Here is a 24584-nt window from a genome sequence, read left to right as displayed (position 1 = left end):
TCAGGCCGCTTAAGTAACAGAATCATGACCCAGACTAAGCTCTCTCTCAAGGAAGCCGAACAACAAGCTCAGAAGCTGCGAGAACAGATTGATGATCATAACTATCGTTATTATGTAATCGACGATCCCGTCATTGCCGACGCCAGTTATGATCGCCTGATGCAACAGCTGAAGTCCATCGAAGCGGACTTTCCGGAGCTGGTCACACCTGAATCACCCACCCAGCGTGTGGGCGCCGCACCTCTGTCGGCGTTTGGACAGATTCGTCATGAACTGCCCATGTTGTCACTGGATAACGCTTTTAACCAGGATGATCTCGATGACTTTGACCGCAGGGTACGGGAGCGTCTGGGCACTGGTTCAGTGGTGGAATATGCCTGCGAACCCAAGCTGGACGGCATTGCGGTCAGCCTTCTGTACGAGAGGGGTTCACTGGTGCGAGGTGCTACCCGGGGGGATGGCAGGACCGGTGAAGATATCACTCTGAATGTGCGCACCATCGTTTCTATTCCTCTGAAGTTGCTGGGCGATGGTTGGCCTGATCGTCTGGAAGTCCGTGGTGAAATCTTTATGCCCAGGGAAGGTTTTGAAAGACTCAATCAGAGAGCTAAAGCCAGGGATGAAAAAGTGTTTGTCAATCCACGTAATGCAGCAGCGGGCAGTCTGAGGCAGCTTGACTCAAAAATAACGGCGAAAAGACCCCTGGAGATTTATTGTTATGGTGCCGGCATTGTTGAAGGGGGTGAGTTACCAGACAGACATGCCGATATTCTTGAGTGTTTTAGAACCTGGGGCCTGCGGGTAAACCCTGAACTGCGCGTAGTGAAAGGGGCTGCTGCCTGCGCTGAATATTTCTCCAGAATGGAAGACAAGCGCGAAGCCTTGCCCTACGAAATTGATGGTATCGTTTACAAGGTCAACAGTCTGGCCCAGCAGGAACAACTGGGGTTTGTCGCCCGTGCTCCCCGCTGGGCCATTGCTCGCAAGTTTCCCGCCCAGGAAGAAATGACCATTCTGAAAGAGGTCGAGTTCCAGGTGGGAAGAACCGGTGCCATTACCCCGGTTGCCAGACTCGAGCCGGTGTTTGTGGGTGGGGTCACCGTCAGCAATGCAACCCTTCATAATATGGCCGAGGTAGCACGTCTGGGGCTGAAAATCGGTGATACCGTTGTGATTCACCGTGCCGGGGATGTGATTCCGAAGGTGGTTCGGGTCATTCCCGACCGAAGACCGGATGATGCCAGAGATATTGAGTTGCCTGAACACTGCCCGGTTTGTCATTCAGACGTTGAAAGAGATGAAGACGAAGCAGCAGCCCGATGCACCGGCGGTCTTTATTGTTCCGCCCAGCGTAAGGAAGCTATCAAGCACTTTGCTTCCAGAAAAGCCATGGATATCGATGGCCTGGGTGATAAGCTGGTGGAGCAGTTTGTCGACAAAGGTCTTGTGAATACTGTCGCTGATCTCCACAAGCTCGGAGTAGAGCCTGTTGCATCCCTGGAGCGCATGGGTAAGAAATCAGCCACTAACCTGATCAATGCTCTGAAGGTTAGTCAGAAAACGACACTGGCCAGATTTATCTACAGCCTCGGCATTCGTGAGGTAGGTGAAGCGACTGCCCAGAGTCTGGTGGCTCATTATCGTGATCTTGAGGCGATCAGGTCAGCGACCCTTGAGCAGTTACAGGAAGTGGATGACGTTGGCCCGGTCGTTGCCGCTCATATTGAAAAGTTTTTTAAGCAGGAACATAATCTTGAAGTGATTGATGAACTGCTGAAGGTTGGGGTGCACTGGGAAGAAGAAGCCGAACCGGAAGCCGACGTGGTTCAACCACTGGCAGGTGAGGTTTGGGTGCTGACAGGTTCCCTGCTCACTATGACCCGTGATGAAGGCAAGGCTGTATTACAGAAGCTGGGAGCCAAAGTCACCGGCTCTGTTTCAGCAAAAACCACGGCGTTACTGGCCGGAGAAAAGGCAGGATCCAAGCTGACTAAAGCTCAAAATCTCGGCGTTCGTGTCGTCACAGAAGATGAGTTTGCTCATTTGCTGAAGGAATGGGGAGTTTGATAAGTGAAACGAAGGTTGGCACTGATCGTAACCATAGCCGGATTTCTTTTGCTGACCGGCTGTGCCACCAGTACAACACCACCTGCCAACCCTCATAACCTCTGTAGTATTTTTAAAGAAAAGCGTAGCTGGTATCGCCATGCTAAAAAAGCCAATGAAAAATGGGGGACTCCCATCCAGGTCATGATGGCTATTATGTATCAGGAGTCCGCTTATCGTCATGATGTAAGGCCCCCCAGACCCCGTTTCCTGTTCATACCACTGCCCAGAAGTTCATCGGCCTACGGCTATGCCCAGGCCCTGGACGGCACCTGGGAGATGTATCTGAAAGAGAATGGTGGCTGGTTCAAGGCGCGGGATGACTTTGAGGATGCCATTGATTTTATTGGCTGGTATACCCATAAAACGCGTACTATCAATGGTGTCTCTCTGTGGCATACCGATCTGCTGTACCTGAATTACCATGAGGGTTGGGGCGGCTACAAACGGGGTAGTCACAAGAAAAAAACCTGGCTGTTGAATACCTCTAAAAAAGTGCACAGCCGAGCCTCAAACTACGGTGCCCAGCTTCGACGTTGCCGTCTTTGAGCAAGAAGCCTCCAAGGATTCAGCGACTGATCGCAGTTCGGGACGTTATCGTCATTTTCGCTTTCTTCAAGAGATCATCAAAGGCCTCTGAATGACTTTCATCCCGAAAAATAGCGCCAGTTAAACGGGTCGCTGAATGGTAATGATCTTACCCAGCGCAGCGTAATCATTACCACCCAGTCGAGAAATGGGATCTACCTGAGTTGCATCAATGACCAGCCGTTCGCCTTTAGATGCGACTTTCTCCGACAGATACGCTTGTTTGATTTCGCCGAATACAAGTCCCTGTTTGTTCTTGCCGATTTCCTGATACTCATAGAGTTGGCAGTACAAAGCGATATCACATTCAGATAAGCGAGGCAGTGATTGTTGCCAATCATTGTTGGTTGTCAGATGAATACGCTCTAATTCAGATTGGCCATAGTCCAGCGTTCGAGCTGTCTCAGTCATTTCTTCTGCTAATGAGGAAGGTGCAATATGAACAACAAACGATCTGCTACGCAAAATATTGCGACGTGTGTCTTTTATTTCGCCAGAGGGCTTACTTCCGACAGAAAACATAATCAGCGGTGGGTTACTGCTGATTGCGGTAAAAAATGAAAACGGTGCCAGATTAAAATCGCCCTCTTCATTGGCAGTGAGCACCCAGGCCACAGGCCGGGGAATCACAGTTTGGGTCAATAAGTGATAGGCTTGTGTATCAGACATTTCTTCTACGTTAAGGTGCATAACACGCTTCCCTGGAAAAATCAGCTCTCTGTTTTTGCAAGCTGTTTCTTATACTTTTCAATCGAATTCGGGCTTTGGTGGCCCCGGGGGCTTTTGAGGTTTTGTTCGCAGGCTTGAGAAAGGTTCACAGACCCGTATCATTGCAGTTCCCACAAGCCCTGATACGAATCTTTTATGCCCCGCCTCATGCTCTGTGACAAGCACTGGTTGAAGCTTCAGCCAATTCTCAAACAAGCCCGTATAAATAACAAGCCTGATCGTATGCTTTATCTCATTCGTATAGGTATTCCATGGCGTGACCTCCTGTGAGTTTGGAAAGCGGAATACCGTTTTCCAGAAGTTTAACGACCGTCTGCCAGGGGAAAATGGTTGAAGGTGTTTAAGTGGACACCGTGCGGGCCTCGTCGGCCTCAGAGCTCGTGTTGTAGGAAACAACAGTCACCGAGGGGCAGACTCATAAATCAAAAATAACTGACCATCAAGACTGAATAGCTGACCATCAAGGCTGTCCAGTCCACTCAAAGGATTGATCATGGAACCATTGATAGACCTCCAGGTATTGAAAACCTGGCAGACTTTCGCTGAAGTGGGCGTTACTATGGCACCGGTTGAATCCGCAGTGCCTTTACACTCTCCTGCCAATGGTAGTGGATCAACGGCTTTCAAGCCGTATTGTTGTGGTCGCCACCACCATGAAGGTGGATATTGTCGCCACGGATTGACCGCCTTGAGATGGTTACAGGCCAGTGCCAGTTTAATGTGTCCTTCGATACCTATAGCTGTATTTTTTGAGCGTATCCGATTGCCTGCCAGATTAAAAAGAGGAGGTACCAAGTTGACTTTAGTATCATAACTACCTCTGAGAAGGAAACCATCTCTAAAACGAGCTAATCCTGTTGGAAGAGGTTTCTTGCCCAGAGTATTGTTGTTGATATCAACAATGTTTCTGAAAATATCCATACTGCTCCCTGCCGGTAGGTAAAAGTCACCCGCGTGTGCCATCTCGCCCTTGAATGTATTTCCAATAACAGCGATCTTCTGTAACTGCTGCGTACCGGCATAATAAATATCTATCCCTTTGGGAACAATATCCCTCCCGTCGTAGAGTATGGATTTACCTATCATGATGTTAGTGGCAAACCGCAGGCCCGAACTCTGGTTCACCGATGCATCAAGGGGTCCTGCGCAAGAGAAGTAAAGTCCGGCCCGTCTGACAGACACATGGAACAGGTTATTTTCTACAATCAGTTTCCGGTTATAACAACCAGCATAAATAATAGAAAAAGCCCCCACATTGTTATCAGGTCCAACGGGCTGGAAAGTAACATGCCTTATGTGACTGTCTCTGGTTTTATCGAAATCGTGCATGTCATCAATTAAGACCATAGATAGATCTCTAAAACCTGCATCAACTCTGATAACTATTTCAAAACCATCGTCTGCTGCACCAATGATGTCCTGACCGTTCTTCAAAACTATTGCTTTATCAATAAGATACTCAACCTGGGTTTTATCCACCGGAGGGAGAGAGGATGTAGAAGTAGATGGCGCAGTAGACAGAGTCTCGGAAGAGAGCAGTATAACAGTGTCTTCAGGAATCCGTTTGATCGTCTCACTCAGATCTTCTGTCTCCCCTGTCGGATCAGCAGTGAGAACAATACACTGTCGTCCACTAAAAAGTTTGCTGTACTGGTTCAGCCGCTGAATAACCCCCGTCGTTAGTCCCGTAAGAGAGTCACACAATACTGTCGGCAGAGGAGAATAGGGTGCTGTAGAAGAAGAGGTTGTGGCTGGAGAAGAGTTGACGTTTGGAGATTGAGTCGTCCGGGCTTCTGCAAACAAAGCCATCAACAGGAGTAAAGGGACGACTAATCGGGCTAATAAATAGTGTTTCAGCGTGATCATGCTCAGGACCCCTTGAAGCAATCGAGAAGAAGTCTAGTCTCTGTATTTATACTTATCCATCAAAAAAATTGTTCCGTTCAGTGCTGTAAAAACTTTTCAGAATTTAATAAAAAAAACCTCTCCATTGGCAACGTTTACACATTGATTTTAATCACAGGTCTCAGGGTAAATATTAAGCCCCACCCACAGCACAAAAACCTAATCTTGTTCGTCCTGAATAACCATCTCGTGCAGGGTGTTCACGTTTGGCATTCCGGGGAGCATTTGGATTGAAAGGCAGAGACGAGGCATGGGGCTTGATAGACGTTGATCCAGCCGCTTCCCACAGATGTTCGAATGTGTTTGCTAAGCGTTATCAACTGGGATTTGCTTCCGTGAGCACATGGTCTTCGGCAGGCTTTGATGTTGCCTGTCATTCTGATTTGCCGACTTCCAAAGCCACTCAGGATAAAACACCGGTATCCTGCGATATTTCTGATGTCAGGGGCTAAGTACCTGGCCAGTTGGTTTCGCATATTCTGGTGAGTGGATTTTTTCATCCTTCAAGGCGCAACGACGGGCGCGTAGCCACAGCTACGCAACCAGAGTTGGAACGCAGAAGGATGGAAAAAGCCGCCGTCCAGAATATGCGAAACCAACTGGTTAGGTACTTATGGCTATGAATAATATTGGCACAGCAGGATTAACCTCAGGTCAGAAGCCAAGTACCCAGCAGTCAGCAGTCAGCAGTCCAGCCGCTACCCAAAATGTGGCAGTGGATTGAGTGGAAAGAGATTCTATACTCTGTTGACACATTAAGCTCGATCGTGGTTTGGCACAAAGCTCTTTGCAAGTCGGTAATATGAATTTTTAAAGCAGTGTCACCGGCTTCCTGATATAAACATTCCAAAAGCATGAGGCTCATTTCCTACTGTTGAAGACATTGCCTTTATTTATGAAGACATTAAATGGGATTATCGTGGTAAGGATTCATCTGTTGTGACTTTAAAATATCAGACAGAGTACAGTTATGAATATTTCCAGATACAGTTTGGTCATCACTTTATTGTCAATAATTTATGCCTTACCCTGTCATGTCTACGCCACAGATGCGCCAGCAGGCAGCCCCACAGATGCTCCAACAGGCAATTCCACAGATGCGCCAACAGGCAGTCCCACAGATGCTCCAACAGGTAGTCTCACAGATACGGATGTTTCAAGATGCTCTGAATTAGCCAGCGAAGTAGATAAGAAGGTGTGTGACTATCATTTGTCGGCTTTTGAGGCTCTGATCAGGGAAAAAAACGATCAGATATCTCCAACAACATCATACTCAACGGCTTCACCTAGTGCTTCTCCAATTCCCGAAACGGTCAATATAAAAAAAATATCGGCTACGACAAGGCTGGATAAAGAGGTTTTCGAAACCAGCTTTCCAACATTGTTTATCTTTGATGCGCAATCACCCGGACAGGAACACCCCGCCGTTTATGAATTGCCATTGACTGTGCCCGTTAGTGGCGACGGTCTCAGGGGAGTAAAGAGTTTTCAGTTGCCTGATAACTCCGCTTTTGTGGGGAACAGTGAAGATATTCGGCCAGAGTTCGTAATTGAGGGAGGCATACAAAATCATTTTGTGATGTCGGCACCCAATAATGATGCTGTCTACTATCTGGCGAATATCGAAATTGATTCCAGAAATCCTCTGGACAGGGGCAGTTCTTCAGTGACGGCTGCCTTAGACTCCACCGGTAAAGAGATTCATAAACCTTTTGGCGTTCTTGAACTGAAAGGTGCGGGTATTTTTGTTGCAGACAACATCAAGGTGGTACTGGATCCGGCGGATTATCGTAAGACTCTCCAACCAGTAAAGCTGGGATGTACAAATTTTGCTGATGGAAGAGGAACAGAAGAGACTTTCGTCTATCGATTTATGAACTCTGAATTTGATCTACTGCAAGGCTTAAAAAAAACAAAATATGGTTTACACGCTGCAGTAACTGTTTCCTGTTATCAAAAAACAGGGCAAGTGCAGTTGACCATGAGAAACACCAAAACTGTTATATTTGTACCCCCTGGAGATCCAATATCCCCTTATGCACCAGGCAGTGGTAAGTTGTTCTCTATTGACTTATGGCCAAGAGACAACATTATGCGCTTTGTCGGTTCTTCCTGTAACAGTGTCGTTGATCAGTTTGACAATGATCTATCCATTAGCTCAGCTGATCCATCGTATCGCGATCTGTATATGGGTGACATCTATACCAGTTTCTGTACAGAGATTAATATGATTCAGGGAGCCTTTGGATTAAAAGACAGAGAACTGGCATGGGGTTGGATATTAACTGATTACAACAGTAATTATGGCTGTAATCCTGCAGTGAAAAAAACTTATCGACCAAGGTATGCTTCATTGAGCGAATGGTCTAAAGCAGGTGTTGAAGTTACAGCTAATTGCACAATGCCAACATCTACTTCTATAACCCGGGTGCCCTACGCTATTGTTGGTGCCGATGCTCTGGAAAAGAATGATGCCAGTGCGGCAGGATTAACCCCGGGGCAAATAGCAGGCATAGGACTTGCCGCTGTTTTTGTGGACCAAGTCATTACTCAGGGCTGGTTCTACCTTTCACACCAGATCAGGCAAGACTGGATTAGACATACCAGTCAGGCGTTAGCCGCTACATTGGGGGTGGGGCTGCCGGTAATCCAGTTGATGCCAAAATGCATCAGTCGGTTGAGAGGTAGGAGTGCAGTGCACACTCTATTGACAGAAGAGAAGCAGCCATAGTTTGTTGCTAGCCCCCTGTAAGTCGGTAATCTGGATTAGCGTAAATCGCCGTAAACCATCGCCCTTTCAGGGCGGTGATATAAGGCGTGAAGGCCGAGCCGCGCAGGCCGAGCCGCGCAGGCCGAGCCGCACAGGTGCAGAGCCTTCTGCTTGCGTGTTTGTGCAACCGAGGGGTACCCGGTTACTGCTGATGGAGACTTCTGCGTGGGAATGCATACCTCCACTGAAAAGCAGACTCTACACCGTGAGATAGTTATGGGTTCCCACGCTGGGACCCACAGGGCCTGAAAGCATGGGAACCAGAGTTTTGCGACATCCTCGACAAAGCGGGAGTGTCACCCTTTATTTATGAAATATCCGGTCTAGGAGGCCGACCGAGAATAGCGCCCGTAGCGAGGACGGCAGAAAATTGAGGATGAAAATTCGGTTTTGTGAGGAGAATAGCGAGCTATTTGACGAACAAAAGCGGATTTTCAGACCAATTTGCTGCCGCCGCAGTAGGGCAGTCTATTCTCGGTCGGCCTCCTAGGAGCCTGACCGAGAACAGCGCAACCAGACCAACAGAAGTTTTCCCAAATCTTAAAATGAGCAAAAAATATCCAATTATTAGTGGGATTTTGCTCATTTTTGCATATTTATGCCTTCTCACAGCCTCTATGCTGCCTTTTTAGCCTCTTTCAAATCTTCAAGACGGATTGACCTCGTGGAAGCCGCTTTTACAAATTTTTTGATATTATGCGCAGTGCATACCAGTGAAAATTCCGCTGAAACTTTTTCTTTGCTGCGGAGACTGAACCCTCGGAAACCAGATTCTTTTATCTGTCCAAATGGTGGCTCCGCAATAACTTTACGACGCTCATATATGGCTTTCGCACCGGCTGTCTCCATTTTCTTATTCATAGCCTGACGTGCTTTTTCAAACTTATCGGTACGGATAACCCTGCCAGCCTCTTTCTTTGAATCACTGCAATTCCGACGATAAGGGCATTCCCTGCATACCGTCTTGTTTGCCCGGTAGCTTTTTCTTTTGCTTTTGCTGGCCGGGTTCGTTACCAGCTTTTCCCCTGCCGGACAGATAAATACATCAGCTTCGGAATCATACGCAAAATCCGCTTTGACAAACTTCCTGTCAGAGCTTTCAAGGTCGTCAGCGGCAGGCTTCTCCGCCTTGTCGGTTGCGATATAGGCATCAATCTCATGTCGCTCGACTGTATGTAAGTTTGACCCTGAAAAGTAACCATTATCCATACTCCACTTATCTACAGCCGCGCCATCAGTGGCTCCTGATAATGCCCTCAGCGCCGGCTCCACTTCCTGTACATCGTTGGCGTGTTGGCTGACATGCTGGCCAACAATGATCTGGTTATCGGAATCAACTGTAATTTGAGCATTGTAGCTGTACTCACAATACCCCTTCTTGCTCATCACGCGGGCATCGTGATCTGCAAAACTGATCTGCTTTTTGTCGTCTATTGGTTTGTCTGGATTTAAAGCTTTTTCACGTTCTTCAAGTGCTTTCTTGGCCTCTTTGATTTTTTTCAGGCGCTCTTCTTTAAACTGGAGGTCTTCAGGAATGCTGTAACCATTGGTTGCTTTGTAGGCGTCATCTTCTTCCTGATCACACTGACTGGCTTTTTTGATCAGCTCATCCACTTCGGCACTGAGTTCTGCCTCTTTCGCTTTGAGCCTCCCGTAGCTCATGGCCTTGTGTTTTGAGCTGTTGGCTTTGAACTTGGAGCCGTCCAGGCTGATATGACCCAGTGATGCCATTTTGAGTTCAATGGCCAGTTTGACTGACTGTTTGAAGCAGTCATGGAAAAACGACAGATTATCCTTACGAAAGTCACCAAGAACCCTGAAATTCGGGCAGTTCATTTGTGAGATATACATGAACGCCAAGTCTTGTCGACACCGTCGCTCAATCTCACGGGAACTGAAAACACCATGGCTGTATGCGTAGATCAGAATAGCGACAATGAGCTTTGGAGGGTATGCGTGCTGACCAAGGTGGTGATATTTTTTTTCGACTTCAGACGTATTAATGTTCTGAAAAATGCTTTCATAAATAAAACAATCATGATCTTTGGGAAGCAAATCGAAAACGTTGGTTGGGAACAGCAGATGCTGATCAAACTCAACAGGACTGTCCTTAAACTTTGGTGGTGGTGACATTTGGCATAATCAGAGTTGGTTTAAGGCTTATCATAACAGATAAGCCTATTCTCGGTCAGGCTCCTAGGAGCCTGACCGAGAATAGCGCAACCAGACCAACAGAAGTTTTCCCAAATCTTAAAATGAGCAAAAAATATCCAATTATTAGTGGGATTTTGCTCATTTTTGCATATTTATGCCTTCTCACAGCCTCTATGCTGCCTTTTTAGCCTCTTTCAAATCTTCAAGACGGATTGACCTCGTGGAAGCCGCTTTTACAAATTTTTTGATATTATGCGCAGTGCATACCAGTGAAAATTCCGCTGAAACTTTTTCTTTGCTGCGGAGACTGAACCCTCGGAAACCAGATTCTTTTATCTGTCCAAATGGTGGCTCCGCAATAACTTTACGACGCTCATATATGGCTTTCGCACCGGCTGTCTCCATTTTCTTATTCATAGCCTGACGTGCTTTTTCAAACTTATCGGTACGGATAACCCTGCCAGCCTCTTTCTTTGAATCACTGCAATTCCGACGATAAGGGCATTCCCTGCATACCGTCTTGTTTGCCCGGTAGCTTTTTCTTTTGCTTTTGCTGGCCGGGTTCGTTACCAGCTTTTCCCCTGCCGGACAGATAAATACATCAGCTTCGGAATCATACGCAAAATCCGCTTTGACAAACTTCCTGTCAGAGCTTTCAAGGTCGTCAGCGGCAGGCTTCTCCGCCTTGTCGGTTGCGATATAGGCATCAATCTCATGTCGCTCGACTGTATGTAAGTTTGACCCTGAGAAGTAACCATTATCCATACTCCACTTATCTACAGCCGCGCCATCAGTGGCTCCTGATAATGCCCTCAGCGCCGGCTCCACTTCCTGTACATCGTTGGCGTGTTGGCTGACATGCTGGCCAACAATGATCTGGTTATCGGAATCAACTGTAATTTGAGCATTGTAGCTGTACTCACAATACCCCTTCTTGCTCATCACGCGGGCATCGTGATCTGCAAAACTGATCTGCTTTTTGTCGTCTATTGGTTTGTCTGGATTTAAAGCTTTTTCACGTTCTTCAAGTGCTTTCTTGGCCTCTTTGATTTTTTTCAGGCGCTCTTCTTTAAACTGGAGGTCTTCAGGAATGCTGTAACCATTGGTTGCTTTGTAGGCGTCATCTTCTTCCTGATCACACTGACTGGCTTTTTTGATCAGCTCATCCACTTCGGCACTGAGTTCTGCCTCTTTCGCTTTGAGCCTCCCGTAGCTCATGGCCTTGTGTTTTGAGCTGTTGGCTTTGAACTTGGAGCCGTCCAGGCTGATATGACCCAGTGATGCCATTTTGAGTTCAATGGCCAGTTTGACTGACTGTTTGAAGCAGTCATGGAAAAACGACAGATTATCCTTACGAAAGTCACCAAGAACCCTGAAATTCGGGCAGTTCATTTGTGAGATATACATGAACGCCAAGTCTTGTCGACACCGTCGCTCAATCTCACGGGAACTGAAAACACCATGGCTGTATGCGTAGATCAGAATAGCGACAATGAGCTTTGGAGGGTATGCGTGCTGACCAAGGTGGTGATATTTTTTTTCGACTTCAGACGTATTAATGTTCTGAAAAATGCTTTCATAAATAAAACAATCATGATCTTTGGGAAGCAAATCGAAAACGTTGGTTGGGAACAGCAGATGCTGATCAAACTCAACAGGACTGTCCTTAAACTTTGGTGGTGGTGACATTTGGCATAATCAGAGTTGGTTTAAGGCTTATCATAACAGATAAGCCTATTCTCGGTCAGGCTCCTAGCAGCCTGTCGGACTTAAGACTGTCCTACTGCGGTTGCAATAAATTGGTCTAAAAATCTCTGTTTCTTCGTCAAATAGCTCGCTATTCTCCTTAGAAACAGAGATTTTTATCCTCAATTTCTTGCAATCCTCGCTACGGACGCTTAAGTCCGACAGGCTGCTAGGATTTATGACGAACTTAAAGAGAATTATCACAGTAAACATGCTGCAGTTTTGGCTTTTAAAAAATCAGACAGAGTACAGTTATGAATATTTCCAGACCCGTCCTGGTGGTTGCTCTACTCTCGACAACGTATGCTTTTCCCTGTCATGCTTTCGCCATTGATGGGCCAACGGACAGTACCCTGTTCAAAGATTTTTCAAGCTGTTCTCAGTTAACCGGTGTTGATAGAGGCGTGTGCAGTGCTCATTTATCTGCTTTTAAGAAACTCATCAGAGAAAAAAACAGTCAGGTATCTCCAACAACGTCTTTCCCGGTTGCTTACTCAAGTATTTCTCCAAATAGCTCCCTGAGCACTGCTCCAAGTACCTACTTAATAGATGAAACGTTCAATATTAGAAAAATATCCGCTACGACAAAAAGACTGGGTCATGAGATTTTTAGAACTGATGATCCAACCTTGTTTATCTTTGATGCAGAGCAAGTCCCCGGAAAGGGGCAACCGGCCATCTATGAATTACCGTTGAAAGGTGGCGTCAGTGGCAGTTCCGGAAGTGTCAACAGTTTTCAGTTACCGAATAACTCGGCTTTTGTTGGGAACGGCGCGACTGTTCGGCCTCAATTTGTTATTGAGGGCGGTATACAGAGTCATTACGTGATGTCGGCACCCAATAATGATTCTGTCTATTATTTGGCGAATATTGAAATTGATTCCAGGAATCCTCGGAAAAAGGCTGTTAGATCAACGACAGCTCCTACAGGATACCCGGCGGTTACAACTCCCACTTCAAAGGCTCACATACCCGCAGGCGTTCTGAACCTGAAGGGCGCAGGTATCTTTTTTGCGGATAACATCAAGGTAGTACTTGATCCGGCGGATAATCAGGATGATATTGATCTGGTAAAACTGGGGTGTACAAATTCTGCTGACAGGAAAGGAACAGAAGAGCGTTTTATCTATCGATTTACGGAGACCAAATTTGATCTCCAGAAAAGCCTGAAAGATGTAACACATTTTCAAAATGCTGCATTGAGTGTCGATTGCGATGAGAAAACAGGGTATGTGGAGTTGACCATGAAAGACACTACAACAGTCATATTTGTACCCACTAAAACTTTGTTACCCCGTCCGACACATAGCAATGGTGTCGTGTTCTCTATGAATTTAGCGCCTAGAGAAGATGTACTACGCCTGGATAAATCTACCTGTAACAGCGTCGTTGATCAGCATGGCAATGATTTATCGGTCGACTTAACAAACAAATTTCATCCAGATCATTACATGGGTGGTGTCCGGGGCGTCAATTACTGTTCTGATATCAAAATAATGCAAGGAGCTTTTGGAATAAAAGACATAGAGGAAGCATGGGGCTTGATAGTTGTTGATCACACCGATATGCACAGCTGTTCGACTGCATTGGATAAGCGTTATCAATTGGGATTTGCTCCTGTGAGTGCATGGTCGAAGGCAGGCTTTGATGTTGCCTGCAATTGCACCATGCCAACATCAATTTCATTCAGTTCATTCCCAACCTATCCTTACACAACGCAGGTAGCATACACTTCACCCACACAGATTCCGGGTAAAGGTGCTCTGGCTATTGACAGTAACGGCACTAGAGGATTGACCGAATTGGAGAAAGCAGGCATTGGTATTGCCGCAGTTACTTTGGATCAGGCCATTACTCATTGCTGGTTCTATCTTTCAAGCCGTATCAAGCAGGCCTGGATAAGGCATACCAGTCAGGTACTAGCTGCTACTTTAGGTTTGGGTATTCCGGCCATCCAGTTGCTACCGAAATGTAAAAGTGGATTGAAAAAAACAGATATAGAGATCGGCCTATTGAAAGATCCCGCTCAACAGATGTAGTTTGTCGAAAAAATACCAGAGGGCGATACCTTTATTTATAAAATATCCGGTCTAGGATATATAACGTTCTTAATAAGGATTGTAACAGTATGGATGCTTCTGTTTCAGCTATTAAAAATTAGACAGAGTGCAGTTATGAATATTTCCAGATCCGGGCAAGGGGCTGTTCTATTGTTAGCAATCCATACCTTCTCCTGTCATGCTTCTCCCACAGCTTGCTCAACGGAAAGTTCCATATGTACAAAATTTTCAAGTTGTTCTAAATTAGCCAGTGATACCGATAGGAGCTTTTGCATACACCATTTAGATGCTTTTAAGGATCTCATCAGGCAAAAGAACAATCAGGTACCTCCGGCAACATTTACGCCGGGCACTTCTCCAGGTACCCCCTCAGTGTCTGCGCCCATTGCTGAAACGGTCGAGATAAGAAAAATATCCGCTACAGCAGAACCATTGGGTCAAGAGGTTTTTAAAACGAACGTTCCAACCCTGTTTATCTTTGATGCAGAGCAATCGTCAGGAGAGGAGCAACCAGCCGTCTATGAATTACCACTTAAGACCATCAGTCGCGGTCATAGAACAATTAATACTTTTCAATTACCGGATAATTCGGCCTTCGTGGGAAACAATGCAGATATTCTGCCGGAATTTGTGATTGGGAGAGGCAAACATCATCATTTCATGATCTCGGCAACCCGTAATAATGCTGTTTACTATCTGGCGAATATCGAAATTGATTCCAGAAATCCTTTAGATATGGGGAGGGGTTTAGCAACAGGGCAGTCGTTTACAACCCCGACCACACAGAATCACACTCCGTTCGGTATTATGGATCTCAGAGGTGCGGGTATTTTTGTTGCTGACAACATTAAATTGGTAATGGACCCAGCGGATAGTGATATGAAGATCGGGCTGGTAGAGCTGGGCTGTACCAATTATGCTGACGGGGTTGGAACCGAGGAAAATTTCATCTACCGATTTATGCGCTCTGAGTTTTATCTGTCACAAGGAGAGCAAGGACCAACACGCCGTCAAAACGCTGCATTGAGTGTCAGATGTCTTCAGAAAACAGGGCAAGTGGCGTTGACCTTGAAAGACACCACAACATTCATATCTGTACCCACTGGCAGGACAGCAACCGATTCACCAAAAAGCAGTAGTGAGTTGTTCTATATAGCCTTATATTTCAGGAAAAACGTTCTGAACTTCGTCGATTCTACCTGTAACAGCGTCGTTGATCAGTTTCGCAATGATTTATCCATTGATCGGGATAATCCATCGGATCCTGATCACTATATGGGGCGCGTCTTTAATAATAATTTCTGTTTTGACTTCAAAATGATAGATGGAGCATTTGGATTAAAAGGCAGAGCGCAAGCATGGGGTTTTGTGCCGGCTGTTGAGCACGTCGGTAAGCGTAGCTGCTGGGGTAAGAAAAGATATCAGGCAGGATTTGCTTCGGTGAGCGAATGGTCTTCGGCAGATGTTCATGTTGCCTGTCATTGCAGTATGCCAACATCTACTTCATCCATTTCAAACACTTCAGTCAGTTCATTCACAACTTCTTCCTATACGACTCAGGTTTCACCCGCACTGACTTCTGATGTTGTTGATACAGGCGCTCTGGTTATGAATAAGACTGATGCCGCAGGATTAAAGGCATTAGAAAAATTAACCACGGGGGAGAAAGTATGCGTTGGAGCTGGCGTGTTTCTTGCTGACCAGATCGTTACTCAGTCCTGGTTCCATCTTTCAAAACGGATCAGGCAAGCCTGGATAAGGCATACCAGTCAGGCATTAGCTATTACGTTTGGTTTGGGTTTTCCGGCATTTCAGTGGCTACCGGGATGTATCAGTGGATTGAGAGGAAGGTCAGGGCACGCCGTATTGGGAGATAAGGAGCCATTGGGATATCAAGATATATTTGAACCACGCTAGCAGCCTGTCGGACTTAAGACTGTCCTACTGCGGTTGCAATAAATTGGTCTAAAAATCCCTGTTTCTTCGTCAAATAGCTCGCTATTCTCCTCAGAAACAGAGATTTTTATCCTCAATTTCTTGCAATCCTCGCTACGGACGCTTAAGTCCGACAGGCTGCTAGGAGCCCATATGATCCGCCTCCGGAAGGTTTTTCTGAACCCTCCACAATTCGGTGGTCCGGGTTATTTACTATGGGACAGGACTTTTCCTGTATTTATGAAATATCCGGTCTAGGATAAATAACGCCCTTAAAAAGTATGGTTAAGGAAAGGATACTTCTGTTTTAACGTTTAAAAATCAGACAGAGTGCGGTTATGAATATTTCCGGAATCGGGTTAGCTGTTGCGCTATTGTCAGCAATTTATGGCTTCTCTTGTCATGCTATCACTACTGTTGGGCCAACGGTCGGTTCCGAATATACAAAGTTTTTAAGTTGTTCAAAATTAACCAGTAGTTTCGACAGAAAGGTGTGCAGTCAACATTTACCCGCTCTCAAGGCTCTTATCAGGAAAAAGAATAATCAGGTATCTTCGGCAACACCTTCCTCAACCGCAGCTCCAATTTCTGAGACGGTCTGGATAAGAAAAATATCCGCTACAACAGAAAGATTGAGTCATGAGGTTTTTAGGGACACCCATCCAACCTTGTTCATCTTTGATGCAGAGCGATCATCAGGAAAGGGTCAACACGCCGTCTATGAATTACCACTGACAGAGCCTGACAGTGGCAATCCCAGGATGACCAGGAGTTTTCAATTGCCTGTTAATTCGGCTTTTGTGGGGAACAGAGAGGATATTCTGCCTGAATTTGTGATTGCGGGAGGCATGCAGAATCATCACGTGATGTCGGCAACCTATAATGATTCCGTCTATTATCTGGCGAATATCAAAATCAATTCCAGAAATCCTCAAGAGCAGGGTGGTTCATTAGCAACAGCTGCCACAGTATCCCCCGGTTCAACCCCGACCAAGCAGTATCATGCGCCTCCGGGTATTCTGGATTTGAGGGGGGCAGGTATTTTTGTTGCAGACAATATCAAGGTGGTACTTGATCATGCGGATAATGGGATGAGGGTTAATACAGTAGACCTGGGGTGTACTGATTATGCTGACGGGAGAGGAGCAGAAGAGTATTTCATCTATCGATTTACAGACTCTGACATTGAACTTCAGCCAGGGTTAAATAATGTTCATAACGCTGCATTGAATCTTGAATGTTATAAGGAAACAGGGCAAGTGCGGTTGACTATGAAAAACACTACAACTGTCTTGTCTGTATCCACTGAAACTGATGCTGCAGGACGCGGGATGCCCCAGGGCAGTAGTGTGTTGTTCTCCATTAGCTTGTTGCCTAAGGAAAATATTCTGAGCTTTTTTAATTCTACCTGTAACAGTGTCGTTGATCAGTTTCGTAACGATCTATCCATTGACCCTGCTAATCCATCGGATCCCGATCACTATATGGGCGGCGTCTTTGGCAGTGACTGTTCTGATATCAAAATGGTTCAGGGAGCGTTCGGATTAAAAGACAGTGATCAGGCATGGGGTTGGATACCGGTTGAACATGCCGAAAAAGAGAGCTGTTGGGCTCAATATGAGAAGAGTTATCGAGCGGGTTTTGCTCCAGTGGGTGTATGGTCTAAGGCAGGTTTTAATGTTGCATGCACTGCTTCTCCCTTTGCAACTCAGATACCTTACACAACGGCTGATGCAGATGCTCTGGTCGGGAATAAAATCAGCAGATCAAAATTAACCGGATTAGAGATCATAGGTATATGTTGCCTGTTCGGCGGGAGCCAGTTCATTGCTCAAATCTGGTTCCGGCTTTCAGACCGTATCAGGCAAGCCTGGATAAGGCACACCAGTCAGGTGTTGGCGGCTACATTGGGTTTGGGTCTCCCAGCACTCCAGTTGGTTCCGAAATGTGTCAGTGGATTGAAAGGGTACAGTGTATCGCCGATAAGGCACTCTCTGTTACATGATGATTTTGATTCACTCTAAGTACCCCACCGTACGAAATCACATTTTCTGACCTGTTTTTCAGGCGTTCGTGGCAACTGCTCCTGCGTTGCTGTAATTCCTCATTCGGTTAAAAAAATACGACAATGGATATTCTTTTTGCTAGAGAAGACTTTGCCTTTATTTATTAAATATCTGGTCTAGGATGAATAACGGCCCTAGGAAGGATTGTTACGTTAAGGACGCTTCTATCTTGACTTTTAAAAAATCGACAGATTACTGTTATGATAATTTTCAGGTTAGATATAGTAGTTGCTTTACTGTTATCAATTTATGCCTTCCCCAGTTGTGCTTTTCCTGCCGTTAGTTCAACGGTCAGCTCCACATATACAGAGGTTTCGAGTTGTTCTGAGTTGACCAGTCGTGTCGACAGAAACGTGTGCAGTCATCATTTAGCCGCTTTCAAGGCCCTTATCAGGGAAAAGAACAATCGTCTTTCTCTAATTCCTGAAACGGTCATGATACGAAAAATATCTGCTACATCAGAAAGATTGAGTCATGAGGTTTTTGAAACGCTCCATCCAACCCTCTTTATCTTTGATGCAGAGCAATTACATGAAAAGAAACAGCCAGTCGTCTATGAATTGCCATTGACAGAGGATGCCAGAATCAGCCACGAAGGGGGATCAACTTTTCACTTGCCGGATAACTCGGCTTTTGTGGGAAATAGAGCGGATATTCTGCCTGTGTTTGTTACTCAGGGAGTCTTACAGGATCACTTCGTGATATCGGCGACTCACAGTGATTCTGTCTATTATCTGGCTAATATTGAAATTGATTCCAGGAATCCCCAAGTCTTGAATAATTCATCAGCAGTGGCTCTGGCTGGGTCTTCCGAATTAACTCCAACCAAACAGAATCATCTACTGGCAGGCGTTCTGAATCTGATGGGTGCAGGTATCTTTGTTGCGAACAACGTCAAAGTGGTGCTGGATCCGGCAGATAATCAGATGCGGATTAAACCGGTGAAACTCGGGTGTAGAAGCTTTGCTGGTGGGAGAGCATCAGAAGTAAACTTCGTCTATCGATTTATGAATTCTGAATTTGATCTTCTGAGAGGCGTAAAAGGACGGAAAGATTTTCAAAACGCTGTACTGAATGTTGAGTGTTTTGAGAAAACAGGGAAAGTGCAGTTGACCATGAAAAACACTAAAACCGTTATATTCGTACCTACTGACGGTAGAAGTTACTGTTCAGGTATCAAAATAATTCAGGGAGCGTTTGGATTAAAAGACAGAGAACAGGCATGGGGTCTGATAGCAACGGATCATAACGATAAGCATAGCTGCGTGGCTGAATTGGGAAACGGTTATCATACAGGCTTTGCTCCAGTGAGCGAATGGTCTGAGACAGGCTTTGATGTTGCTTGTAATTGTACTACGCTAGAGCCTGCTTCATCCGCGTCATCCATTTCACCCAATTTATTAACAGCCTCGCCTTATACAAATCTGGTAGTCAACATTTCATTTATAGCCGGTTCCGATCCGGATACAGGTGCTCAGGTTATCAATAATGAGATGCAAGCATTAACCTATCAGAGAGCCGCAATTGCAGTCCTGATTCTTCTGGATCAGGCCATCACTCATACCTGGTTCTTTCTTTCATACCATATCAAGCAGGCCTGGATCAGACACACCAGCAGGGCGTTAGCATCTATAATGGGCTTTGGTCTTCCTGCATTGCAATTGACATACTGCAGAACTGGAGTGGTAGGAGAGACAAAGCTCTCCTTATTGTTCTGGCTATTAAAGGATCAGAATCAACTTTAGTTTGTGGTTTCATGCCCCGCCACCCTGACGGGGTAATTGATGTGTTGAAAAAAAGCCTGAGCTTTCAGGTGTGGTTGACCATAAACTCATAATTTTGAGCTTCTTTGGCAGGTATGATATTGACGCTCTCGGTTTGGGGATCAAAAACAATAGAGACTTCACCTGATTTCAATAACCCAAGTACCTGCTGAATACGACTTTCCTGATTCTGCTCAAAACCGTTGTCGGTCCCTTCCCGGCTGACAAATTCAGCAATCAGGTTGTGCAGTGTTTCTGTGTTTAATTCCTGATAAGGAATAATCATTCTTCAGCTCCTGAATATGGCCTTATGGATATAATTCCAGATCGGTGACCAGAAAGTGGTCTCCCCTGGACTCCCAGACCACATTAACGTCCCAGAGTGCGAAGCCATGCCTTCGCCCGGTGGTATCTCTGAGGTAGGCCGGGCGTGGATCCTGCCCCAATACCTGTTGAATCAGTTCCACCAGAGAGCGTCCGGTCCGGCGTTCATAAGCCAGGCATTTAATCATGGCCTCTTCGCTGAATTCCACTGCTGCCATGATGGCGGGTAAAGGTGCAAAGCCACCTTTAGCTTCTGGCAGAGCATCGGCGTAGGGCAGGTAGGGTTTGATATCAATAACCGGTGTGCCATCCAGCAGATCAGCTTCTGCCAGTCTCAGTATCAACTTGCCGTTCCCCGATTGGATGCTTTTCAGTTTTACCACAGACAGGCCAATAGGGTTAGGACGATGGGTCGAACGAGTGGCAAAAACGCCCATGCGCTGTTTGCCGCCAAGTCGGGGAGGGCGAATGGTAGGGCGCCAGCCTTGATTCATGGTTTCGTGAAAAACAAAATGAACCCAGAGGTGAGAGAAACCTTCCAGACCACGTACCAGGTTCTCCTGGTTGAAGGGTGGTAACAGTTCCAGCTCTGACTCTGCCGCTGTGACAATGCCCGGTTGGCGGGGGATTCCAAATTTTTGCCGGTAGCAGGAGTGAATCACTCCAATTTGTTGAAACTGGAAACTGTTTTTGCTCACATTTAACCCGTAATCGCTGTTTTGACCGGGCAATATAATGGAAAAATGAGGCTCTTAACAGGTCTTAGCCTCATGACGGGTCATTGTTTCAAAGCAACTGTGCTGGGCCTGATCAGGATTTCTTTAGAAAGATCAGGAGCCTGACAGAGACTATCAGACTCCTGTTGTTTTCAGGAAGTCTTTTTTCTCCAGAAGGTTGCCTGGGCAAGGGTATGCTGGTGTTTTCTGGCGGTTTCCCGGATGACAAAAGGAATATCTCTGGGTGGTTTAATCTCCTCAAAATGTTGGCCCAGAACTCTTTTCAGCCCGTCATAGGTTGTCAGGGCCTCACCATTCTCACGTATTCCTCCCAGCCATTTATCCTTTGACGTGTATTCTTCCAGCCAGGTATAGGGCGAAGTCAGCACCAGCAGTCCCTCCGGACGGATTCGCTCATGAACAGAAGAAAGGAATTTATGGGGATCGTTGAGTCGATCAATCAGATTCCCGGCAAAGACAAGGTCATAGTTATTGTATTTGGTTTTGAGATTACAGGCGTCTCCCTGGGTAAACAGAACACGACTGACATCAATGTTATCGGCAAAGTCAGTCAGTTTGGCTTCACGGTATTCACCCAGTTCTCCCTCAAAGGGCACAAAGTATCGAATTTTTCCATTCTGCTGAAGCCTGGAGGCCGCAGAGATAAAACGAGCTGAGAAGTCGATTCCATCAACATGTTTGAACCAGCGGGCCAGCTCAAAACTGCTTCTCCCTACCGAGCAGCCCAGATCCAGTGCCCGGGTGCAGTTGAGGTCTGTCAACAGCTCATGGCAGACTTCGGCACAGGCCCGGGGGAAATTTTCAACACCAAAGTAGCTTTCACCATAATGAAATTCCAGATACTGAGCCACCAGCACATCGGTTTCGTAGGGGTTCAGGTTGGCATTAAGCTCAGCAGTGGATTCAACATAGCGAAAACCGGCATGCTGGAAAAAATGTCGCCTGAAAGCATATCGGGAATCCCGGATCGCATAGTTACCTGTCGAGATCCAGCAGCCACCTTTGATCAGGTTATGCCGGCCGTCAAATGTGGGGGTTGAAAAGTCATCGTAGTAGGGATGAACCTTGAAGCCTTCAAAGGCATCAATGGGAGTCGTTGTCCATTGCCAGACATTGCCAATGACATCATAAAAGTCCCCCGTCCTGAACTGGTTAACCGGACAGGAAGAGGCCCAGTATTCGAGGTTGATGTTGCCAGGAGCCTGTTTCCAATAAGGTTGGTCTGTATCAATGCTGTCTCGCAAACAATACCATTCAGCTTCGGACGGCAGTTGTATCTGCAGCCCTGTCATTTCTGACTTCCATCGGCAGAAAGCCTGAGCCTCATGGCAGTTGACATCCACGGGCCAGTTCCAGGGCATGTCTATCTCTTCCAGCATGGTCCGGTATCGGTAATTTTCATCACCGGGAACCCAAAACTCAGGGTGAATGGCTTCGGCAAAGGTAGCCCACGCCCAGCCCTCGTCGGTCCAATATTTTTCGGCGTTGTAGCCCCCATCCCGGACAAACTCAAGAAACTCCTGGTTGCTGACCAGGTACTGGCTGGCCTTGAAGGCAGGGATAGTTTCTTCATAGTGACCGTATTCGTTGTCCCAGCCATAAAGAGCATGATCATATGGCTTGCCGAGAATCTGGTGGCCACCGGCATGTTCAATCAACTGATTTTCCGGCGCTGCCCCGGAAGTTTTGCAGGGTTGCCAGTCCGGGTGAGGCGTGACGTAAGCCAGGGGTAGCTGACGAATGAGAACCGATGAGGTCTCCAGGTGGATGCGCTCATGCTCAATGCCCATCATGATCAGCCAGGCTGGACTTTCCCAGGTGATGGGTATTTCCAAAGGCATGGTTTCTATAAATTCAACGATGAGTGCCCTGACTTTTTGACGGTATTCCTTCATGGCTGGAACCGTTGGCCAGTCGTAGTTGTTTTCGTCCAGATCATCCCAGGACATTTCATCAACGCCGATGGCTACCATTGCCTCAATATCGGTATCTACTCGTTCATTAATCAGGCGGGCAGCAATCAGTTTGTTGATAAAAAATGCTGCGGTATGGCCGTAGTAGAAAATCAGGGGGTGTCTCTGGGAAATAGCCTTACGATAATAGGCCTCATCACTGGTGAGTGTTTCAAAAAGACGATCGTAGATATCGTAGGTTTCGCAGAAATACTGAATCAGTTCCTGGCGTTTTGCTTCCGGAGTGCCTGAATCGAGTATCAGCGTTCTTGTGGGGATCTGGAGTGGCGAGGTGTTTTCAGTAGACGTCACATTTGGCACGAGCTAACCTCCAAAGCAATTTAACAATGCGTTACGGTTTGACCAGAGACTATTAAAATATCCTATATGGTCTAGAGCTTAAAGGCAGTAGTATCAAGGTTGACCGATATGTCAATTTCAGCCAGTTGACTAATGCCTTTCGCGCTGCCACAGATCATACGTTTTCAAAGTGTTGTTGGATGACAGGTTATCAATGGATTGCTCTGGAAAGAGTTGAAAGGTCTGTCAGTTATTCAATGACAGACCTATATAATCCATTCAGGGTTTGAACTCAGCTATTGCGGCCCTGATCCTGCGAATGCCTTCCTCCAGAGTAGATCGACTGCAGCCAAAGTTCAGTCTCAGGTAGTCACGGTCTCCAAACTGGGCACCGGGGGAGAATCCCACACCGGCATCTTCAAAGAAGCGGTGTGGATCATCCAGGCCCAGTTCGCTGACATTAATCCAGGCCAGGTAGGTAGACTGCAGTGGCAGCATACTTAAGCCCATAATGTCATTGATTTCGGACATCAGTAAATCGTGGTTACCCCGAAGATAGTCGAGCAGACTCTGGCGCCAGGGTTCGCCATGTTCGTAGGCGGCTCTGGCAGCCGTGAAGCCTATCAGCATGTTATCCGGATCAGGGACGATACCCTTGCGCACTCTTTGAAATTCCATGCGCAATGTGCCATCTGGTATTACGGCAAAGGCACAGCCAAAGCCGGCCAGATTAAATGTCTTGGAAGGCGACATCAGGGTGATAGATGTGTCCCGGGTGAATTCACTCAGACTGGCATAGGGGATGTGTTCGGCATTACGATCAAGAATCAGGTCGCAATGCACTTCGTCAGAACAGACGACAATGCTGTACTTTTTGCAGAGCGCCTCGATAGTCTCCAGTTCTTCCCGGGTAAGTACCCGGCCATTGGGGTTCTGAGGATTACATAGCATCAACAGCCGGGTGTCGTCGGTGATCCTGTGTTCAAAGGCTTCCAAATCCAGCTGCCACTGATTGTCCCTGATCACCCAGTCCAGTCCGATCATCTGGCGTCCTCCCAACCTGGGTGCCATCAGAAAGGGGTAGTAAACCGGCAGAGGCACTGCAACGGTCTCTCCGGGACCAGCGACGCTTCTCACCGCAATATTGAGTGCGGTCACCAGTCCCGGCAGCCAGACAATCCAGTCTTTTTCAATCTGCCAGCCGTAGAGGTTTTGCATTCGCTCGACAATTCGATCTTCCAGACCCTCATCGGCCAGGGTATAGCCAAAAACACCGTGGTCAACACGTTGTTGCACAGCTTCAATGATTTCAGGGGCGGATTTGAAGTCCATATCCGCCACCCAGAAAGGCAAGATATCTCTATCTTTGTAGCGATCCCACTTAAGGCTTGAGGTATGACTTCGGTCGATAAAAGTATCGAAATCTGTGGACACGGATACTTCCCCCGG

Annotated in this window: 16 protein-coding genes; 8 read left to right on the top strand and 8 right to left on the bottom strand. The window is 46.6% G+C overall.

Annotated features, from left to right (window positions below; translation table 11 throughout):
* The first annotated feature begins 24 nt into the window (after window positions 1-24).
* The gene (gene ligA / locus ACO6V5_RS10155) at window positions 25-2067 is read left to right on the top strand and encodes an NAD-dependent DNA ligase LigA (protein ID WP_422133172.1); all 2043 of its coding nucleotides are present in this window, start codon (window positions 25-27) and stop codon (window positions 2065-2067) included.
* 3 nt (window positions 2068-2070) lie between these two features.
* A complete protein-coding gene (locus ACO6V5_RS10150) occupies window positions 2071-2655 on the top strand; it encodes a hypothetical protein (protein ID WP_422133173.1) in 585 nt (194 codons plus the stop codon).
* 120 nt (window positions 2656-2775) lie between these two features.
* Here the strand turns inward: ACO6V5_RS10150 and ACO6V5_RS10145 are convergent, their stop codons facing one another.
* Entirely contained in the window at window positions 2776-3384 is a 609-nt protein-coding gene (locus ACO6V5_RS10145) for a flavin reductase family protein (RefSeq protein ID WP_422133174.1), read from the bottom strand.
* A gap of 438 nt (window positions 3385-3822) precedes the next feature.
* Entirely contained in the window at window positions 3823-5289 is a 1467-nt protein-coding gene (locus ACO6V5_RS10140) for a hypothetical protein (protein ID WP_422413036.1), read from the bottom strand.
* Window positions 5290-5558: 269 nt separating this feature from the next.
* Between ACO6V5_RS10140 and ACO6V5_RS10135 the strand changes: the two genes are divergently transcribed.
* Together ACO6V5_RS10135 and ACO6V5_RS10130 are read left to right on the top strand one after the other, a co-directional pair.
* Window positions 5559-5780 carry a hypothetical protein gene (locus ACO6V5_RS10135; RefSeq protein WP_422413034.1) on the top strand — a complete coding sequence of 74 codons (222 nt, stop codon included), beginning with the start codon at window positions 5559-5561 and terminating at the stop codon, window positions 5778-5780.
* 518 nt (window positions 5781-6298) lie between these two features.
* Entirely contained in the window at window positions 6299-8059 is a 1761-nt protein-coding gene (locus tag ACO6V5_RS10130) for a PT domain-containing protein (protein ID WP_422413032.1), read from the top strand.
* Window positions 8060-8713: 654 nt separating this feature from the next.
* On the opposite strand, the gene ACO6V5_RS10125 is transcribed toward ACO6V5_RS10130, so the two are convergent.
* Together ACO6V5_RS10125 and ACO6V5_RS10120 are read right to left on the bottom strand one after the other, a co-directional pair.
* The gene (locus tag ACO6V5_RS10125; protein WP_422492107.1) at window positions 8714-10231 is read right to left on the bottom strand and encodes an IS1182 family transposase; all 1518 of its coding nucleotides are present in this window, start codon (window positions 10229-10231) and stop codon (window positions 8714-8716) included.
* Between the two features lie 192 nt (window positions 10232-10423).
* Window positions 10424-11941 (bottom strand): IS1182 family transposase, encoded by a 1518-nt coding sequence (locus ACO6V5_RS10120; RefSeq protein ID WP_422492107.1) that lies wholly within the window; start codon window positions 11939-11941, stop codon window positions 10424-10426.
* Window positions 11942-12252: 311 nt separating this feature from the next.
* Here ACO6V5_RS10120 and ACO6V5_RS10115 point away from each other — a divergent pair, with 311 nt between their 5' ends.
* From ACO6V5_RS10115 to ACO6V5_RS10100, 4 genes are all read left to right on the top strand, one after another.
* The gene (locus tag ACO6V5_RS10115) at window positions 12253-14037 is read left to right on the top strand and encodes a hypothetical protein (protein WP_422413971.1); all 1785 of its coding nucleotides are present in this window, start codon (window positions 12253-12255) and stop codon (window positions 14035-14037) included.
* Window positions 14038-14172: 135 nt separating this feature from the next.
* Window positions 14173-15975, top strand: coding sequence for a hypothetical protein (locus ACO6V5_RS10110; RefSeq protein ID WP_422413973.1), 1803 nt, complete (start codon window positions 14173-14175; stop codon window positions 15973-15975).
* Window positions 15976-16331: 356 nt separating this feature from the next.
* Entirely contained in the window at window positions 16332-18017 is a 1686-nt protein-coding gene (locus ACO6V5_RS10105) for a hypothetical protein (RefSeq protein ID WP_422409131.1), read from the top strand.
* Window positions 18018-18493: 476 nt separating this feature from the next.
* Entirely contained in the window at window positions 18494-19804 is a 1311-nt protein-coding gene (locus ACO6V5_RS10100; protein ID WP_422409129.1) for a hypothetical protein, read from the top strand.
* Between the two features lie 64 nt (window positions 19805-19868).
* On the opposite strand, the gene ACO6V5_RS10095 is transcribed toward ACO6V5_RS10100, so the two are convergent.
* The 4 genes from ACO6V5_RS10095 to ACO6V5_RS10080 form a co-directional block, all read right to left on the bottom strand.
* The gene (locus ACO6V5_RS10095; RefSeq protein WP_422409127.1) at window positions 19869-20108 is read right to left on the bottom strand and encodes a YheU family protein; all 240 of its coding nucleotides are present in this window, start codon (window positions 20106-20108) and stop codon (window positions 19869-19871) included.
* A 22-nt stretch (window positions 20109-20130) separates the two neighbouring features.
* Entirely contained in the window at window positions 20131-20844 is a 714-nt protein-coding gene (tsaA, locus tag ACO6V5_RS10090; RefSeq protein ID WP_422137592.1) for a tRNA (N6-threonylcarbamoyladenosine(37)-N6)-methyltransferase TrmO, read from the bottom strand.
* Between the two features lie 170 nt (window positions 20845-21014).
* Window positions 21015-23156, bottom strand: a complete 2142-nt coding sequence (gene ovoA, locus ACO6V5_RS10085; RefSeq protein ID WP_422137593.1) for a 5-histidylcysteine sulfoxide synthase — start codon at window positions 23154-23156, stop codon at window positions 21015-21017.
* 258 nt (window positions 23157-23414) lie between these two features.
* A complete protein-coding gene (locus ACO6V5_RS10080; protein ID WP_422409125.1) occupies window positions 23415-24569 on the bottom strand; it encodes a MalY/PatB family protein in 1155 nt (384 codons plus the stop codon).
* Between the last annotated feature and the right edge of the window lie 15 nt (window positions 24570-24584).

The organism is Endozoicomonas sp. ALD068, assembly GCF_049310145.1.
Lineage (GTDB): Bacteria > Pseudomonadota > Gammaproteobacteria > Pseudomonadales > Endozoicomonadaceae > Endozoicomonas_A.
Note: the sequence above shows the minus strand (reverse complement) of the source record. Positions and strands in the feature narration are given on the sequence as shown.